Origin of the sequence: Microvirga sp. Mcv34 (assembly GCF_024519725.1) — a bacterium.
GTDB lineage: Bacteria > Pseudomonadota > Alphaproteobacteria > Rhizobiales > Beijerinckiaceae > Microvirga.
This window is the reverse complement of the sequence record NZ_JALJRK010000009.1, coordinates 76,022-93,291: the sequence shown is the minus strand read 5'-3', so window position 1 is coordinate 93,291 and position 17,270 is coordinate 76,022. Positions and strand designations below refer to the sequence as shown.

Here is a 17,270-nt window from a genome sequence, read left to right as displayed (position 1 = left end):
CAATCATGGCCAACACCGCTACCACTGCCGGTAAAGCGACCGGTCGCATCACCCAGGTCATCGGCGCCGTCGTCGACGTGCAGTTCGACGGTCACCTGCCGGAGATCCTCAACGCTCTCGAGACCACGAACGGCGGCACCCGCCTCGTGCTCGAAGTGGCGCAGCAGCTCGGGGAAAGCACCGTGCGCTGCATCGCCATGGACACCTCCGAAGGCCTCGTTCGCGGCCAGCCCGTCGCCGACACCGGCGCGCCGATCTCGGTGCCCGTCGGCACCGCCACCCTCGGCCGCATCATGAACGTCATCGGCGAGCCGGTGGACGAGGCCGGCCCGATCGTCGGCGAAGGCACCCGCGCCATCCACCAGCCCGCTCCGTCCTATGCCGAGCAGTCCACCGAGGGCCAGATCCTCGTGACGGGCATCAAGGTCGTCGACCTGCTCGCTCCCTACGCCAAGGGCGGCAAGATCGGCCTCTTCGGCGGCGCCGGCGTCGGCAAGACCGTGCTGATCATGGAGCTCATCAACAACGTCGCGAAGGCGCACGGCGGCTACTCCGTGTTCGCCGGCGTCGGTGAGCGCACCCGCGAGGGCAACGACCTCTATCACGAGATGATCGAGTCGAAGGTGAACGTCGATCCGCGTGAGAGCGGCTCGGCCGCCGGCTCCAAGTGCGCTCTCGTCTACGGCCAGATGAACGAGCCCCCGGGCGCCCGCGCCCGCGTCGCTCTGACCGGCCTCACCGTCGCCGAGAACTTCCGCGACCAGGGCCAGGACGTGCTGTTCTTCGTCGACAACATCTTCCGCTTCACCCAGGCGGGCTCCGAGGTGTCGGCTCTTCTCGGCCGTATTCCTTCGGCCGTGGGCTACCAGCCGACCCTGTCCACCGACATGGGCGCCCTGCAGGAGCGCATCACCACCACGACCAAGGGTTCGATCACCTCGGTGCAGGCCATCTACGTGCCCGCCGACGACCTGACCGACCCGGCCCCGGCGACCTCCTTCGCCCACCTCGACGCCACGACCGTGCTTTCGCGTTCGATCGCCGAGAAGGGCATCTACCCGGCGGTGGACCCGCTCGATTCGACCTCGCGCATGCTCTCGGCTGCCATCGTCGGCGACGAGCACTACAACGTGGCCCGTCAGGTCCAGCAGGTGCTGCAGCGCTACAAGGCGCTCCAGGACATCATCGCGATCCTGGGCATGGACGAGCTCTCCGAAGAGGACAAGCTCACCGTCGCCCGCGCCCGCAAGATCGAGCGCTTCCTCAGCCAGCCGTTCCACGTGGCGGAAGTGTTCACCGGCTCGCCCGGCAAGCTCGTCGCGCTCGAAGACACCATCAAGGGCTTCAAGGGTCTGGTCGAGGGTCAGTACGACCACCTTCCCGAGGCGGCCTTCTACATGGTCGGCACGATCGACGAAGCCGTCGAGAAGGCCCAGCGCCTCGCGGCCGAAGCCGCCTAATCTCCAACAGGCGACATCCCGGAGCCGTGTCCGCACGCTCCGGGATGTTCTTGTCCGAACGACTTTTCCAAAGCGTATCTCCCAAACGATTCCCGGCCGTCCACCGGCCACGGGATGACGAGGAGCTCAGATGGCTACCTTCACTTTCGAACTCGTCTCTCCCGAGCGCGTGCTGTTCTCCGGCCAGGTCGACGCCGTGGTGCTGCCGGCGACCGAAGGCGACATGACGGTTCTGGCCGGCCATTCGCCCGTGATGACAACCCTCAAGACCGGGTTCCTCGTCGTGACCAGCACGCCCGGCAATGGGAAGCGGATTCTCGTCCGCGGCGGCTTCGCCGACATCAACCAGAACGGCCTCACGGTTCTGGCCGAGCGCGCGCTCCCCGAGGAGGAGATCACCCAGGACATCCTCGACCAGGAGATCCTGACCGCCGAGATGCATTACGATGCCACCAATGAGCCGGCCGCCAAGCACGTGGCCGAAGCGGCCATCGCGCAGCTGCGCGAAGCCAAGGCGGCACTGAACTTCTGAAGCCTCGGACCCGAAGGCGGGACCCGCCTTTGAGACCAGATCCGATTCAACAGACTTGAAACAACCCGGCCCCGAGCCGGGTTTTTCTTTGATGGAAGCCACCGCGCCGCTCATCCTCACGCTCCAGCTCGACGAGCACTCCCATGCCTTTTTCGACGCGCAACGACGGTGCTACTTTCCGCCCGAGCGAAACTTCATCCCGGCCCACCTGACCCTGTTTCACACACTCCCGGGCGAGCACTTGCCGCGCATCGAGCAGGACATCGAGGCTCACGCTTCCAAGCGGCCCCCCTTCACGCTCGCCGTGACAGGTCTGCGTCCTCTCGGCAGCGGCGTCGCCTATGCGCTCGCCTCGCCGGAACTCGCAGGACTGCGGCGCGATCTGGCGCTGCGATGGAATGACTGGCTCAAGCCGCAAGACCGGCAGAACCACCAGCCGCATGTGACCGTGCAGAACAAGGTCCACCCGTCCGCCGCGCGTGCTCTGCTGGAAGAGCTGCGCGACGGCTTCACACCGTTCGAGGTGGAGGCGGTCGGGCTGGAGCTGTGGTGGTATCGCGGCGGGCCGTGGGAGCGGGTGGCAACACTTGGCTTCAAGCGAGAAAACCGATTACAGTCACCACCAATAGTTGATAACGGGTAAGCAGGGGAAGATGAGTAATAGTCCTATAGCGAGCTTGTTTGGTGAGCCTGAAGATAGCTACTACAAATTTATGGGCTTTGGGCCTCACACACGCCTATCCCTATTCATGCTTTTCAAGCACAAAGCTTTGTTCTTCGCTCACAAGAATGTTCTAAATGACCCGACGGACTGCACTCCGTACCTAAATAATGACTTGAATGACGAAGAAGCAGCCGACCATATACGAGCCATGTTAGCAAAAAATCACAATCTCTCGGCCTATATGAAAAGTTCTGCGGAGGCGGCACTCGAAGCGTTCAATAGATCCATTTCCTCATCTACATCAGATCAGAAAGGTCTCTTAGGGAGTGGAATATTAGGCACGCTAAGCTCACCAAAAGATTTTATCACTGCCTACATGAAGGAGCGCTTTGCTGACGCCCGCATCTTCTCCATGTCCAAGACATGGAATGAGCCACGCATGTGGTCTCATTACGCGTCATCACACACGGGATTTTGTCTGGAGTTGACGGGTTTCACAAATCGTCCAACCGGCATGCTACTAGACCGAGTTGATTACACCACTCGGCGACCGACCGTTTTAGCGACAGAGGTATGTGCGCTCGCAGTAAAAGAGGGTCGCGACCTAGAGCATCAAGTGTACAATCGAAGTTATCTGCAAAAAAGCGTAGGCTGGCAATACGAGCAAGAATACCGGCTAATCCTACCCGCCCAAAAGCTCAAAAATGAAATTTCGATATTGTCTCTCCCGGAAGGTGCCTATGTTCATCTTCCAAATTTGCAGATAAAGTCCATCACACTTGGATTGAACTCATCCAAACAGGATCAAAGATTAATCCAAGATTCATACTTCCAATTCCTTGAAGATGAGCCGCATCCGGTCATCTGGAAGATCGTTCAACCAGCCGACTCATTTGATATCGAACGCGTATCTTGGGAAGATCCTCGAAATTCAGATCGGCTATACATAGCGTGGACGGAAGCGCTCACCGACTTCACAAAGTCAGGAGCGCCAAAGAAATCTGCAAAGAACTCCCGAAAGTAGCTCTCACTCCCCCATGGCGATCAGGTTGGCGTTGCCGCCGGCGGCGGCGGTGTTGATCGTGACCGTCTGTTCGGTGGCGAAGCGCAGGAGGTAATGCGGGCCGCCTGCCTTCGGGCCTGTGCCGGAGAGGCCGTGTCCGCCGAAGGGCTGCACGCCCACCACCGCGCCGATCATGTTGCGGTTGACGTAGACGTTGCCGACGGACAGGGCCTGCACGACCCGCGCGACCGTCGCGTCGATGCGGGAATGGACGCCGAGCGTCAGCCCGTAGCCGGTGCTCTCGACGGCGCGCAGCACGTCCTCCAGACGGTCGGCCTTGTAGCGCACCACGTGCAGAACGGGGCCGAACACCTCCTGGGCGAGATCGTGCGGCTTGTTGAGTTCGAAGATATGCGGCGCCACATAGGTGCCGGTCGCGGGCGCTTCTCCGGCATAATGCACTTTCGCCGAGCGCTTCATGGCCCCGATATGCGCGTCGAGCTTGTCTTTCGCTTCGCGGTCGATCACGGGACCCACATGGGTCGAGACCTCGCGCGGATCGGCGATCTTCAGCTCGCGGGCATTGCCGGCGATCATCTCGATCATCCGGTCGGCCACGTCTTCCTGCACGCAGAGCAGGCGCAGGGCCGAGCAGCGCTGCCCGGCGGAGCGGAACGCCGACATCACCACATCGTCGGCCACCTGCTCGGGCAGGGCGGTGGCATCCACGATCATCGCGTTGATGCCACCAGTCTCGGCGATCAGCGGCACGATGGCCGCGTCCTTGTTGGCAAGCGTGCGGTTGATGATGCGGGCGACCTCGGTCGAGCCGGTGAAGACCACGCCCGCCACGTCCTTGTGCTCCACGAGACGCGCGCCGACACGACCGTCGCCCGGCATGAGATGAAGGGCGGTCTTGGGCACGCCTGCTTCATGCAGGATGCGCACGGCGAGATCCGCGATCAGCGGCGTCTGCTCGGCGGGCTTCGCCACCACGGCATTGCCCGCCATCAGGGCGGCGCTGACCTGGCCGAGGAAGATCGCGAGCGGGAAGTTCCAGGGCGAGATCGCCACGAACACGCCGCGACCGCGAAGGCGCAGCACGTTGCTCTCGCCGGTCGGTCCCGGCATCGTGTCTCCCGCGCCGAACAGGGTGCTGCCCTGCACCGCGTAATAGCGCAGGAAATCGACGGCCTCGCGCACCTCGGAGAGCGCATCGTCGAGTGTCTTGCCAGCTTCAACCTGCAACAGGTGAAGCAATGCGCCGCGCCGCTCCTCCAGCAGGTCGGCCGCGCGCTGAAGCGCTTGGGCCCGGGTCTTCGCATCCGTGCGGCTCCACGCTTTGAACCCTGCCTGCGCGGCCGTCATGGCCCGGTCGGCCACCTCCGGCGAGGCTTCCGTCACCTGTCCGACCACGGTCGAGCCGTCGATGGGGCTGACGACCGGACGCGCCGTGCCCGCCGCCGCCTTGCCGTCGATCAGCGGTTCGGCCTTGAAGGTCTGCTGCCGCCCCTTCTCGATCTCGGCCAGGAGCCCGTCGAGGGAGGCGCGATGTCCGAACTCGACACCCCTCGAATTCGCGCGCTCGGGGCCATAGAGATCGCGCGGCAGGGGGAGCTTGGGATGGCGCGCCTTGTCGGCCGACACGATGATGTCGGCAGGACGCTTTAGCAGCACCTGGACCGGCACGGTCGGATCGGCCGCCACCGACACGAAGGAGGAATTCGCGCCGTTCTCCAGGAGACGGCGCACGAGATAGGCCAGCAGGTCGCGATGGCCGCCCACCGGCGCATAGGCGCGGCACGCCAAGCCCGGATTATCCTCGAGCAGGCGCGCATAGAGCGCCTCGCCCATGCCGTGCAGGCGCTGGAACTCGTAGCCTTCCGTGCCGCCGGCGCGCTCGATGATGGACGCGACGGTGAGCGCGTTGTGCGTGGCAAATTGCGGGTAGATGCGCGGGCGCAGAGCCAGCATCTTCTCGGCGCAGGCGATGTAGTGCAGGTCCGTCATCGCCTTGCGGGTGAAGACCGGATAATCGTCGAGCCCGCGCTCCTGGGCCCGCTTCACTTCCGTGTCCCAATAGGCGCCCTTGACCAGGCGCACCATGAGCTGGCGGTCGTATTTCTCGGCCATGGCCGCGATGGCATCGACGACCGAACCGGCGCGCTTCTGGTAGGCCTGGATGGCGAGCCCGAAGCCCTTCCAGTCCGCAAGTGACGGATCGGCCAGCACGGCCTCGATCACCTCGAGGGACAATTCGAGCCGGTCGGCCTCTTCCGCATCGACCGTGAAGTTGAGATCGTAGGATTTCGCCTTCTGCGCCAGCGCGATCACGAGCGGTACCAGCTCGCGCATCACGCGCTCACGGCTCGTGGCCTCGTAGCGCGGATGGAGCGCCGAGAGCTTCACCGAAATGCCGGGGCGGTTCGGCAGCGGCTCGTTGCCGGCGGAGCGGCCGATCGCGTCGATGGCGGACGCGTAAGATTCGAAATAGCGGCGTGCATCCTCGGCCGTGCGGGCGCCTTCGCCCAGCATGTCGAAGGAATAGCGGTAGATCCGGCCCTTGGACGAGGTGGCGCGCTTCAGCGCCTCCTCGATGGTCTGTCCGAGCACGAAGTGGTTTCCCATGACCCGCATGGCCTGGCGGGTGGCGGTGCGCACGGCCGGCAGGCCGAGGCGCTTGGTGAGCTGGCCCAGGATACTCTCCGGCGTCTCGCCGGGCTGGATGATCCGCGCCGTGATGCCGAGCGCCCAGGCCGAGGCCGAAACCAGGAAGGCGTCGGACTTGGCTTCGTGGCCGGCGAAATCGGCCTGGCCCAGCTTGTCCTCGATCAGCCGGTCGGAGGTGGCGGCATCGGGCACCCGCAGCAGGGCCTCGGCGAGGACCATGAGGGCGAGGCCTTCCTTGGTGGACAGCGCATATTCCCGGAGCATCTCCTCGACGCCGCCGAGCCCGCCGCCCTTGGCGCGGATCGCCTCGATCAGGCGGGTGGCCTGCTCGTCCACGCGCCTCTCGCGCTCCGGCGAAAGACGGGCGCTCGCGAGAAGGCGGGCCGCCAAGGCCTTGTCGTCCTCCGCGAAGGGCGGGTTGAAGGGCAGGGGGGCAACGGGGGCAGGGCTCATCGACAATCCTCTGGATATTATCCGGAAATATAGGAGGCCTCCGGCCGTGTTTCGATGGCGAAATTGACGATTTAGCCTTATGAACGGAGGAAGAATTGCAGAAAGACCGTGAAAATGACGGATTTGGACCGGATCGATCGCAAGATCCTCAAGGCTCTCCAGGCGGATGGCCGGATCGCCACCGTGGAACTGGCCGAAAAGGTGGGGTTGTCGCCCACCTCCACGGGGGAGCGCGTCAAGCGCCTGCAGCGCGAAGGGGTCATCGCCGGCTATGGGGCGCGACTCGATCCGCACCGACTCGGGCTCGAACTGCTCGTCTTCGTGGAGGTCTCCCTCGACAAGACGACGCCCGACGTGTTCGAGAAATTCGCCGCTGCGGTGAAGCGGGCGCCTGAGGTTCTCGAATGCCACATGGTGGCGGGCGGCTTCGATTATCTCGTCAAGACCCGGGTGGCCGATATGGCCGCCTATCGCCACTTCCTCGGCGAGATCCTCCTGGCGCTTCCGGGCGTGAAGGAGACCCGCACCTATGCGGTCATGGAGGAGGTGAAGAGCGACGGGATGCTGCCGGTGTGAGGGTCGGGCGCCCTCTTACGTCATCACCGGCCTCGTGCCGGTGATCTCGATTGATTGAGGCGGGGCGCTTTTCCGTATCGAGATGGCCGGCACAAGGCCGGCCATGACAGGGCAGAGATGCCTTACCCGGAGATCGTCTCCGGCTCGTTCTTCGTCTTCCAGAGGGAGAAGACGACGCCGCCGGCGATCAGCGCGAAGGTGACGCCGAGCGAGATCGTGGGGTCGAGCTTGCCGACGAGCTGGTTCCAGAAGATCTTGCCGCCGATGAACACGAGCACCAGGGCGAGCGCGTATTTCAGGTAGTGGAATCGGTGCACCATGGCGGCGAGCGCGAAGTAGAGCGCGCGCAGACCGAGGATCGCCATGATGTTCGCCGTGTAGACCACGAAGGTGTCTGTCGTGATGGCGAAGATCGCCGGCACCGAATCGACCGCGAAGATCAGATCGGCCACGTTGATCACCACCAGGGCGAGGAAGAGCGGTGTCGCCCAGGTGACGATCCGGCCCGTCTTCGGGTCTGGCTCCCGCACGAAGAATTGCTGCTCGTGCAGGCGGTCCGAGACCCGCATGTGACGGCGGAGGAAACGCACCATGGCGTTGTTGTCGATATTCGGCTCGCTCTCGGGCACGAGCAGCATCTTGATGCCCGTGATGATGAGGAACGCGCCGAAGAGATAGAGCATCCAGGCGTATTCCTGCACGAGGGCCGCGCCCACGGCGATCATGATGCCGCGCAGGACGATGACGCCGATGATGCCCCACACGAGGGCCCGGTACTGGTATTTCCGGGGGATCGCGAAATAGCTGAAGATCAGCGAGATCACGAAGACGTTGTCGATGGACAGGGACTTCTCGATAAAGAAGCCCGTGAAATAGGCGATGCCCGCATGGCTGCCGTCCTGGGTCACCAGGAGGCCGGTCTCGAAGGACCACCAGATATAGGCGCCGAAGAGCGCCGCGATACCGATATAGAAGGCGGACATGAGAAGGCTCTCCTTCACGCCCAATTCCCGGTCCTTCCTGTTCAGGACACCGAGATCGAAGGCGAGAAGAAACACGACAAGGCTCAAGAAAGCCGTCCACATCCAGACGGGCTTCCCCAGCCATTCCACGAGCAGGAATTCTGGCATAACCGGACCTATGATTGCTTTGCGTACAAGCATCGGCTCCGACATCACAGTCGTGTGCTCACGTCCTGCCAGAGGGGCCCGGTCGCCGATGGATGTCACGTGGGAAGTCCCTTCGCGACCGTCAAGGGGCGCCGGTGTCCATCGATCTGCTCAATTTTCCGTCAGATGCCTGCCCCTGGGGCAGTGATGCCCGGGCAAGAGACTTGACCCCGGAGGCCGATCTGGTTGCATGGTCAGGAACCGGGCAGGCGTCCAGGAAGAGCGCCACAAGGCTCCCGACATAAAAACAGAGGTGACGGTGATGTTTGCGGATCGTGCGACGAAGGCTGCGTGGATCAGGGGAATGCTGGCCGGGGCGGCCGTGCTTCTCGGGTCCGCGACGGCCCAGGCTCAGACCCCGGTGCGGTTCTCCCTGGACTGGCGCTGGGAGGGGCCGGCGGCCCCCTTCGCCGTGGCGCTCGACAAGGGCTACTTCAAGGCCGAGGGGCTCGACGTGACCATCGATCCGGCGGCGGGCTCCCGCGAGCCGATCTCCCGTGTGGCGTCGGGCACCTACGACGTAGGCTTCGGCGACGTGAACTCCCTTGTGCGCTTCCGCGACGAGAATCCCGGCACGGACATCAAGGCCGTGATGGTGATCTACGACCGTCCCCCCTTCGCCATCATCGGGCGCAAGAGCCGCGGCATCAGCAAGGAGGTGTCGAGCCTCGCGGGCAAGAAGTTCGGCGCTCCGGCGGCCGACGGCGCCTATGCACAATGGCCGATCTTCAAGGCGGTGAACAAGATCGACGATACCACCATGAAGTTCGAGAATGTGGGCTTCCCGGTCCGCGAGCCCATGCTGGCTCAAGGAGAAGTCGATGCGGTGTTCGGCTTTTCCATGTCGTCCTACATCAACCTGAAATCCCGCGGCGTGCCGGCTGACGACATCGTCGTGCTGCTCATGAGCGATTACGGCGTCGATCTCTACGGCAACACCATCATCGTGTCGCAGAAATTCGCCCAGGAGAAGCCGGAGGCCGTGAAGGGCCTTCTGCGCGCGATCATGAAGGGCGTGCAGGACACGGTGAAGGATCCGTCGAGCGCGGTGGACTCGGTGATCAAGCGCAATGACGTCGCCAAAAAGGACGTGGAGCTCGAGCGCCTCAAGATGGTGCTGGAGCAGAACATGATCACCCCCTGGGTCAAGGAGAACGGCTTCGGCGGCATCGACAAGGACCGCTTCGCCAAGGCTCTCGACGAGATCGGCCTGACCTTCACCTACAAGGCGAAGCCCACGGTCGAGGGCGTGTTCACGGAGGAGTTCCTCCCCGCGGCCGACCAGCGCAAGGTGAACTGATCCCGCAAGCCCGGCCGTCCAGCGGCCGGGCTCTTCTTCTGGCTCGCCGGCTTCGTGTCATGAAACCCTTTGTCGACATTCACGACGTCACCCATGTCTATGCGCGGGCCGAGGATGGCCTGCCCGCGGTCAGGAACCTCACCCTCAAGGTGAACGAGGGCGAGTTCGCCGCCATCGTGGGGCCTTCCGGCTGCGGCAAGTCCACCCTCATGAAGCTCGCCACCGGTCTGCAGTTTCCCCGCGAGGGAACGGTCATCGTCGATGGCAGGCAGGTGGGAGCTCCTGTCAAGCTCGCCGGCATGGCCTTCCAGAACCCGACCATGCTGCCTTGGCGGACCACCCTCGACAACATTCTCCTGCCGCTCGAGATCGTGGAACCGCACCGCGCGCGGCTGCGCCGCCACAAGGCGGAATACGTGGCCAAGGCCGAGAGCCTGCTGGAGCAGGTCGGCCTGAAAGGTCAGGGGCGTAAGTATCCCTGGCAGCTCTCCGGCGGCATGCAGCAGCGCGCCTCCCTCTGCCGGGCGCTGATCCACGAGCCGAAGCTCCTGATGCTCGACGAGCCCTTCGGCGCGCTCGACAGCTTCACCCGCGAGGAATTGTGGTGCGTGATGCGCGACCTCCATGCGGCCCAGAAGGTCACGATCATTCTCGTCACCCACGATCTGCGCGAGGCCGCGTTCCTGTCGGACCGGATCTTCTGCATGAGCGCGCGGCCGGGCCGGATCGTCGCCGAGCGGGAGGTGGAGTTCCCGCGGCCGCGCGATCTCGAGATCACCTACACGCCGGAATTCTCCGCTCTCGTCCATGAGCTGCGCGGGCATATCGCGCAGGCGCGCAAGGCGGCCTGAAAACCATGAAAACCAAGAACCAGCTCGCCCTCGCCCCCTGGGTCTTCACCATCGGGTTCTTCCTGCTGTGGGAGATCGTCTGCCGCGTCCTGAAGGTATCGAGCTTCATCCTTCCGGCACCCTCTACGATCCTTCTCGCCGTGTGGGAATACCGGACCCAGCTTGCCTACCATGCCATGCACACCCTGTGGATGACGCTGGCGGGCTTCGGCCTCGCGGTCGGGTTCGGCCTGCTGCTCGGCATGGTGCTCGGCTCCTCGCGGCTCATCAATGCGGGGTCCTATCCGCTGCTCGTGGGCTTCAATTCGATCCCGAAGGTGGCCGTGGTGCCGATCCTCGTGTTCTGGTTCGGCGTCGGCTGGGTGCCGCCGGTGCTGACGGCCTTCCTGATCTCGTTCTTCCCCATCGTGGTGAACGTGGCCACCGGCATCTCCACGGTGGAGCCTGAAATGGAGGACGTGCTGCGGGCGCTCGGCGCCTCGAAGCGGGATATCGTGCTCAAGGTCGGCGTGCCCCGCGCCATGCCGTATTTCTTCGGCTCGCTGAAGGTTGCAATCACGCTCGCCTATGTAGGCTCGGTCATTGGCGAGCAGAACGCGTCCAATGTGGGCATCGGCAACCTGCTCACCCGCGCCTCGGCGGCGTTCGAGGTGCCGCTGGTCTGGGCGGCCCTCGTGGTGCTCGCGGTGCTCGGCGTCGTCATGTACGTGATCACGGCCTATGTGGAGCGCTCCATGACCGGCTGGGCGCAGCGCTCGCAGATGGCCGCGTGAGGGAACGCCGGGCTCACATGTCGGGCAGGGCTGTCCCCGCCTTGTAGGTCTCGGTCAGGCTCCAGGTCACGGTGACCTTGGCCTTGCCGCTGTAGGCGGCGTTCGCCAGCGGCAGAACGACGATCGGCTGTTGCAGGCTGATCGTTTCGGCTTTCGTGCCGGAGAGCGGCGCGCCCTTCAAGGTCCTGCTCACCCATGCGGCGATCTCGCCGGGAACGGTCGCCTTGACGTTTCCGGCATTCGCCTGCAGGGCGGCCGCCTCGGGAAAGAGGAAGCCCGGCAGGAAAAGCCGGCCCGCTTCCTCGTCCACCACCGACATCGGATAAGACAGGCACAGGGACGGCTTGTCCTGCGCGATATCGAACCTGACCTCGTGGTTCCACGGCTTCGACGCGCCCACATCCGACACGGAACCCCGGCCGATGTCGTTGCGGGTCGCCCTGAACTTGCCGGGACACCCTTCGAGGCCGAACCATTGCCGGTAGACAGCCTTGTCCTCCTGGGTTGTTGCGGTATCCGGGATGCCGGGCCGCATGGTGGCCCCGGGAGGCGGGGTCATCAGGCCGGGATTCGATTGCATCACGGCGGCCTTGATGCAGGCTTCGTCACCTTTGCACCGGGCATAGGCCTGCATGATCGCCTGGTTGACCTGCTGCTGCATGGCGGGATTCGGCGGGGCGGCGGGCGCGAGCGCCCTGTTGCGCTCCTGGATCTTCTGGACGTTGGCGATCTGCCGGGCGCTGGTTTCCTGCGCCTTGCGCATGGAATCCGGATCGAGAGGATTCATGGCATCGAGGCTGTCGCTCGGCTCCAGGACCGTCGCTAGGTAGAAGTGCTCCGAGATCGTTCCCTTCTCGGAGCTGACCTTGGTCTGCCAGCCTTCCGTGCCCTCGACCCGCACGTCGATCTTGAGGATGCGCTTTCCCGGAGGCTGCTTGGCTTGAACCGGAACGGCGAGGGCCGTTCCGCACAGAAGAACGGCAAGGAGGAATTTCGACACCTGCATCGCAATCAGCCTTACAGAATCAGCGTTATAGAATTGCTATAACCTATCCGAGGACCAGCTTTTGCGAAAGTGTCCTTACCGTCGAAGAGACAGCGGGTTGTCTGAGAGCGCCGCCGCGTCCGGCGCATCGATGGCGGGGCGCCCGAGAAAGGCGTCCCAGAGCTTTTCCACGGTCTCGCGCTCCAGGTCGTCCACGATGAACACGATACGGCTGCGCCGGTCATCGCTGGGCCAGCGCGGCAGTACGGCGGGAACATGGATCACATGCTGCACGCCGTGGATCACCACCGGATGCTCGGGATCCTCGGCCAGCGCCACGAGGCCCTTCACCCGCAGCAGTTTCGCGCCCTGCGACGAGCGCAGGAGGTCCAGGAACATGTCGAGCGTGCCCTGGCGGATCGGCTCGTCGCTGGTGAGGCAGAAGGAATGAATCCTGTCGTCGTGCCGGTTCACGTCGTGATGATGGTGGTGATGATGATCGTGCCCATGACCATGATGGTGGTGATGACCATGCTGATGGGCGTGGCTCTCGCGCTCCGCCTCCTCCACGGCCTCCGTCTTCAGCCACTGGGCCACGTCGGCGATCTTGCCGTCGAGGCCGAAGAGACCGCCTGCGATGACCGCTTCGGCCGGCGCATCCGCCTCCAGGAGAGCGGCGCCGGGATTGAGCTGGTGCAGCCGCTCGCGCAGCCGGTCGAGGCCCTGCCGGTCATCCATGAGATCGGTCTTGGTGATGACGATCCGCTCGGCGACGGCCGCCTGTTTCACGGCCTCCCGATGGGTGTCCAGGGTGGTTGTCCCGTTGACAACGTCGACCGTCGTCACCACGCCTTCCACCGCGTAGCGCATCGACAGATAGGGGTGATACAGCACCGCATGGAGGATCGGCGCCGGGTCGGCGAGGCCCGTGGTCTCGATGATCACGCGCTTGAAGGGCAGGATTCGGCCGTTGTCGCGCTTGCGCAGGAGGTCTTCCAGGGTCGCGATGAGGTCACCGCGCACCGTGCAGCAGAGGCATCCGGCGGAGAGCAGCACCATGCCCTCGTCGACGGTCTCTACCAGCAGGTGGTCGAGGCCGATCTCGCCGAACTCGTTCATGATCACCACCGTGTCCCGCAGGGCCGGATCCTTCAGGAGCCGGTTGAGAAGCGTCGTTTTCCCGGAACCCAGGAATCCTGTGAGAATGGTGAGCGGGATCGGCGGGGGAGGTGTCGTGGTCGTCATCGTATCAATCCGCAATCGTCGCCAAGGCAACGGATATTGAGATCCAAGGCTCTCAGTTTTTGGTTTCCGGCATCGTCTCACGCAAAACCGGCTTCCAGTTTCGCGGTCGACGCTCAGGCGCATCCTTCGGACGCCGCTGGTCCAGAAGAACGTTGGCCATGATCGCGGCCAGCACAAGAGCCCCGCCGGCGATCTGCATCGGCGCCAGGCTCTCGTTCAGGATGAGGGCCGAGGACAGGGCCGCCACCACCGGCTCGAAGCAATAGACGATCCCGGCCGCCACCGCCGAGATGCGCCCGAGCGCCAGGAACTGCAGGACGAACCCGCCGACATAGCCGGCGATCGTCATCGTCACGGCGAAGGGCGCCAGGGCCAGGACGGATGGGGGCGCCAGCTGCCCCGCGGTGAGGCCGATGAGGATCGCCGTCGGAAGAATGATCAGCTGAAGCCAGAACACCTTCGCCACCACGCCCGTCTTCGTGCAGCGCGCTGCGGTGAAGAACTGGACCGCCGTGGCGATGCTGGCACCGAAGGCGAGGGCCAGACCGCGCCAATCGAGATCGGAGAAGGCAGGCCCCACCACCAGGCCGACGCCGAGGGTTGCGACGGCGACGATCGCCACCAGGGTCCGCGTCAGGGGCGTCCTCTCCACGAACGGGCTCGCGAGGACGATGATGATGGGATAGGTGTAGAAGACGACCGCCGCAACCGCCACCGGGATGAACGCGACGGACGACAGATAGCCGATGCCCTGTAGGGCGCTGGAGATCCCGAGGAGGACGAGCTTGCCCCTCTCCTCCCGTGCCATGGCGAGCGAGCGTCTCGCGACGGCCGCCACGATGCCGATCAGCGCCAGCATCAGGAAGACCCGGTAGACCACGATGGCCGACCCGCTGGCCCCGGCAAAGGACGCCATGCGCGCGTAGACAATGTTGAGCCCGTAGAGGCTGGCCGAGGCGAGGGCGAAGAGGAGGCCGTCGGTGGGGGAGGAGGAGCGGGTCATGACGACGTGTTATACTCTGGACCCTGAACCGTTCGCGCGGATCGGCCGCGAAAGCAAGGGAGCAAGCAAAACGCCCGGTCGATGACCGGGCGTTGCGGAGGATCTCTCGTGTCGCGGATCAGTTCGCGATGGATTTGGGCTTCCCGTTGGCGTCGGCTTTCTGGGGAGCCTTCGCGGCCGGCTTGGACGCGGGCTTGGCGTTGCCGGTCACCGGCTTCACGGCGACGCTGGCGCGCCCATGGTCCTTGCCCTTCGCCGTGGACTTCACGGGCTCCTTGTCGGCCGTCTCGCTCTCCTCGGAAGCCTTGGCGTCGCTCTTCTTGGCCGGCGCCTTCTTGGAAGCGGTGGCCTTTTTGGTCTTCGCCTTGCGGGCCTGCTCGGCGGCGTCTTCCGCGGCCGCCTGGGCGGCGAGCTCGGCCTCGGACGGAGGGTTGAGGCCGATCCAGACGCGCTCCGGCTGAACCGCCGCGCGGGGGCCGAGCACGGTGCGCACCGGCTTCTGGGCCGTGTCCCCGGCAAAAGCCATGACCTCGGAGGAGAACAGGTTCGGGATGTTGCTGTCCGTCTCGGCCACGGCCGGGGCGTCTTCCTCCTGCGGCATCGGTCCACGACGGTCGCAGATGACGGGCCGCATGTCCGGCGGCGTGGAGTTGCTGGAGACCGGCAGGGCCGCGAGTTCCGGGTTGGTGAAGTTCACCTTGCTGCTGAAGCCCCGGTCGAACAGCTCGGCCGCCTTGATCGTGCGCTCGTTGGCCGATGGGGCGCCGAGCACGACCGTGATGAGGTGGCGGCCGTTGCGCGTGGCGCTCGCCACCACGTTGAAGCCCGCCGAGCAGATGAAGCCGGTCTTCATGCCGTCGGCGCCGGGATAGCGGCCGATGAGGCCATTCGTGTTGCGCATGATGCGCCGGCCGTACTGAACCGCCCCGATGTCGAACAGCTCCCTGTCCTCCGGGAATTCGAGCAGCAGAGCCCGGGCCAGAACCGCCATGTCGCGGGCCGTGGTCTGGTTGCGCTCGTCGGGCAGGCCGTGGGGATTGACGAAATGACTGCTCACCATGCCGAGGCGCTGGGCATGGGCGTTCATCAGGTCGGCGAAGCCGTCGATCGAGCCGCCGATATTCTCCGCGATGGTCGCGGCGATGTCGTTCGCCGACTTCACCATCATGATCTTGAGGGCGTTGTCGAGGCGGATCTGCGTGCCGGGCTTGAAGCCCATCTTGGACGGAGGCAGGGCGGCCGCGCCGTCGGTGACGGTGAGCAGCGTCTCCATGCTCATCTGGCCGGAGCGCACCTTGTCGAGGGCCACATAGGCCGTCATCAGCTTGGTGATCGAAGCCGGAAACCAGGGGTCGGTCGCCCGTTCCGCGTGCAGGACGCGGCCGGATTCGAGTTCAACGACAAGAGCAGGGCCGCCGGCCGCCAGCGCCGAACCGCTGAACAAGGCGGCAAGGGCAAAGGCTGTCGCGCGGAGGGCACGGCTAACGTTCATGCGGAACGACTCCTTGGCTTCGTCCAACGATAGGAGAGGATCTCGGTGAGGCCCCGCCTGTCAGCTGGGCCATTTGTAGGGCCAAACCCTAACCTTGGCTAGGTTGGCCGGATTTTTGTCAGTTTATACCGCCCTTCTTAACGAAATTCGTGTCAAGAGAGTGGCAAGAGCCGCGCCGTTTGAAGATCGACATGACAACATCCCTTCTCTGGATCCCGGTGACCCTGGCCGCGGCGGCGGCCCAGACCGGCCGCAACGCCACCCAGCGGCGCCTGACCGAAACCATCGGAACCGTGGGCGCGACCCAGGTCCGCTTTCTCTACGGCTTTCCCTTCGCCCTCCTGGCTTTGGTCGTGATGAACCTTGTGACCGGAGAGGATGTTCCAGGGCCGAATGCCACCTTCCTGACCTATGCCCTCACCGGAGCGGTCACCCAGATCCTCGCCACGGCCCTCATGCTCGCGGCCATGCGGGAGCGCGCCTTCTCGGTGGTCACGGCCTATACCAAGACCGAGCCGGTCCAGGTGGCCGTTTTCGGGCTCTTCCTGCTGGGCGATCACCTCACGCCCGCCATGGCGCTGGCCATCGCGGTGGCGACCTCGGGGGTCGTGCTCATGTCCCTGAAACCGGGCACGAGCCTCACCTCCTCGGGCGTGAAGCCGGTTGTCTTCGGTCTCGCCTCGGGGGCCTTCTTCGCCCTGGCGGCCATCGGCTTCCGCGGCGCCATCCTGTCGCTCGACCACGGCTCCCCGCTGATCCGAGCCTCCACGACCCTCGTCTGGGGCCTAGGCTTGCAGACGGCCATTCTCCTGGTCTGGCTCGGACTCTTCGACCGCAAGGCTCTCATGGCGAGCTTCGCCGCCTGGCGTCCCTCCCTGGGGGCGGGGTTCCTCGGGGCGCTGGCATCCCAGTTCTGGTTCATCGGCTTCGCGCTCACGACCGCCGCCAATGTGCGGACGCTGGCACTCGTCGAAGTCCTGATGGCGCAGGCCGTGTCCCATCGCTTCCTGGCGCAGGCGACGACCCGGCGGGAGCTGGCCGGAATGCTGCTGATCCTAGCGGGCGTCGGGTTCCTGCTCCTGGCGCAACGGTAG

The 17,270-nt window shown here is 64.6% G+C and carries 15 protein-coding genes; 9 read left to right on the top strand and 6 right to left on the bottom strand.

The window, feature by feature from the left end; all coding sequences use genetic code 11:
• The first annotated feature begins 5 nt into the window (after nt 1–5).
• The 4 genes from atpD (at nt 6) to OC446_RS07900 (ending at nt 3,680) form a co-directional block, all read left to right on the top strand.
• The gene (gene atpD / locus OC446_RS07915; protein ID WP_262028497.1) at nt 6–1,460 is read left to right on the top strand and encodes a F0F1 ATP synthase subunit beta; all 1,455 of its coding nucleotides are present in this window, start codon (nt 6–8) and stop codon (nt 1,458–1,460) included.
• Between the two features lie 130 nt (nt 1,461–1,590).
• Nucleotides 1,591–1,992, top strand: coding sequence for a F0F1 ATP synthase subunit epsilon (locus OC446_RS07910; protein WP_262028496.1), 402 nt, complete (start codon nt 1,591–1,593; stop codon nt 1,990–1,992).
• Nucleotides 1,993–2,083: 91 nt separating this feature from the next.
• Nucleotides 2,084–2,635, top strand: a complete 552-nt coding sequence (locus OC446_RS07905; RefSeq protein WP_262028523.1) for a 2'-5' RNA ligase family protein — start codon at nt 2,084–2,086, stop codon at nt 2,633–2,635.
• 10 nt (nt 2,636–2,645) lie between these two features.
• Nucleotides 2,646–3,680 carry a DUF2971 domain-containing protein gene (locus OC446_RS07900; protein WP_262028495.1) on the top strand — a complete coding sequence of 345 codons (1,035 nt, stop codon included), beginning with the start codon at nt 2,646–2,648 and terminating at the stop codon, nt 3,678–3,680.
• Between the two features lie 3 nt (nt 3,681–3,683).
• Here OC446_RS07900 and putA read toward each other — a convergent pair whose 3' ends face one another.
• On the bottom strand, nt 3,684–6,782 hold the full coding sequence (putA, locus tag OC446_RS07895; RefSeq protein WP_262028494.1) for a bifunctional proline dehydrogenase/L-glutamate gamma-semialdehyde dehydrogenase PutA: 3,099 nt from the start codon (nt 6,780–6,782) through the stop codon (nt 3,684–3,686).
• 114 nt (nt 6,783–6,896) lie between these two features.
• Here putA and OC446_RS07890 point away from each other — a divergent pair, with 114 nt between their 5' ends.
• The gene (locus tag OC446_RS07890) at nt 6,897–7,358 is read left to right on the top strand and encodes an Lrp/AsnC ligand binding domain-containing protein (RefSeq protein ID WP_114943421.1); all 462 of its coding nucleotides are present in this window, start codon (nt 6,897–6,899) and stop codon (nt 7,356–7,358) included.
• 122 nt (nt 7,359–7,480) lie between these two features.
• On the opposite strand, the gene OC446_RS07885 is transcribed toward OC446_RS07890, so the two are convergent.
• Nucleotides 7,481–8,488: a TerC family protein gene (locus OC446_RS07885; RefSeq protein WP_262028493.1), complete on the bottom strand. Its 1,008-nt coding sequence runs from the start codon at nt 8,486–8,488 to the stop codon at nt 7,481–7,483.
• 301 nt (nt 8,489–8,789) lie between these two features.
• On the opposite strand from OC446_RS07885, the gene OC446_RS07880 reads away from it, so the two are divergent.
• Genes OC446_RS07880 through OC446_RS07870 form a run of 3 tightly spaced genes read left to right on the top strand, consistent with a single transcriptional unit; the run spans nt 8,790 to nt 11,451 of the window.
• Complete coding sequence (locus OC446_RS07880) at nt 8,790–9,827, top strand: ABC transporter substrate-binding protein (RefSeq protein ID WP_262028492.1); 1,038 nt, start codon at nt 8,790–8,792, stop codon at nt 9,825–9,827.
• Nucleotides 9,828–9,886: 59 nt separating this feature from the next.
• The gene (locus OC446_RS07875) at nt 9,887–10,678 is read left to right on the top strand and encodes an ABC transporter ATP-binding protein (RefSeq protein WP_262028491.1); all 792 of its coding nucleotides are present in this window, start codon (nt 9,887–9,889) and stop codon (nt 10,676–10,678) included.
• A gap of 5 nt (nt 10,679–10,683) precedes the next feature.
• Nucleotides 10,684–11,451, top strand: a complete 768-nt coding sequence (locus OC446_RS07870) for an ABC transporter permease (RefSeq protein ID WP_262028490.1) — start codon at nt 10,684–10,686, stop codon at nt 11,449–11,451.
• Nucleotides 11,452–11,464: 13 nt separating this feature from the next.
• Here the strand turns inward: OC446_RS07870 and OC446_RS07865 are convergent, their stop codons facing one another.
• The 4 genes from OC446_RS07865 to OC446_RS07850 form a co-directional block, all read right to left on the bottom strand.
• Nucleotides 11,465–12,457 carry a hypothetical protein gene (locus OC446_RS07865; protein WP_262028489.1) on the bottom strand — a complete coding sequence of 331 codons (993 nt, stop codon included), beginning with the start codon at nt 12,455–12,457 and terminating at the stop codon, nt 11,465–11,467.
• Nucleotides 12,458–12,532: 75 nt separating this feature from the next.
• Nucleotides 12,533–13,681 (bottom strand): CobW family GTP-binding protein, encoded by a 1,149-nt coding sequence (locus OC446_RS07860; RefSeq protein WP_262028488.1) that lies wholly within the window; start codon nt 13,679–13,681, stop codon nt 12,533–12,535.
• Between the two features lie 52 nt (nt 13,682–13,733).
• Entirely contained in the window at nt 13,734–14,684 is a 951-nt protein-coding gene (locus tag OC446_RS07855) for a DMT family transporter (RefSeq protein ID WP_262028487.1), read from the bottom strand.
• A gap of 118 nt (nt 14,685–14,802) precedes the next feature.
• Entirely contained in the window at nt 14,803–16,176 is a 1,374-nt protein-coding gene (locus tag OC446_RS07850) for a D-alanyl-D-alanine carboxypeptidase family protein (RefSeq protein ID WP_262028486.1), read from the bottom strand.
• 191 nt (nt 16,177–16,367) lie between these two features.
• Here OC446_RS07850 and OC446_RS07845 point away from each other — a divergent pair, with 191 nt between their 5' ends.
• A complete protein-coding gene (locus OC446_RS07845) occupies nt 16,368–17,270 on the top strand; it encodes a DMT family transporter (RefSeq protein WP_262028485.1) in 903 nt (300 codons plus the stop codon).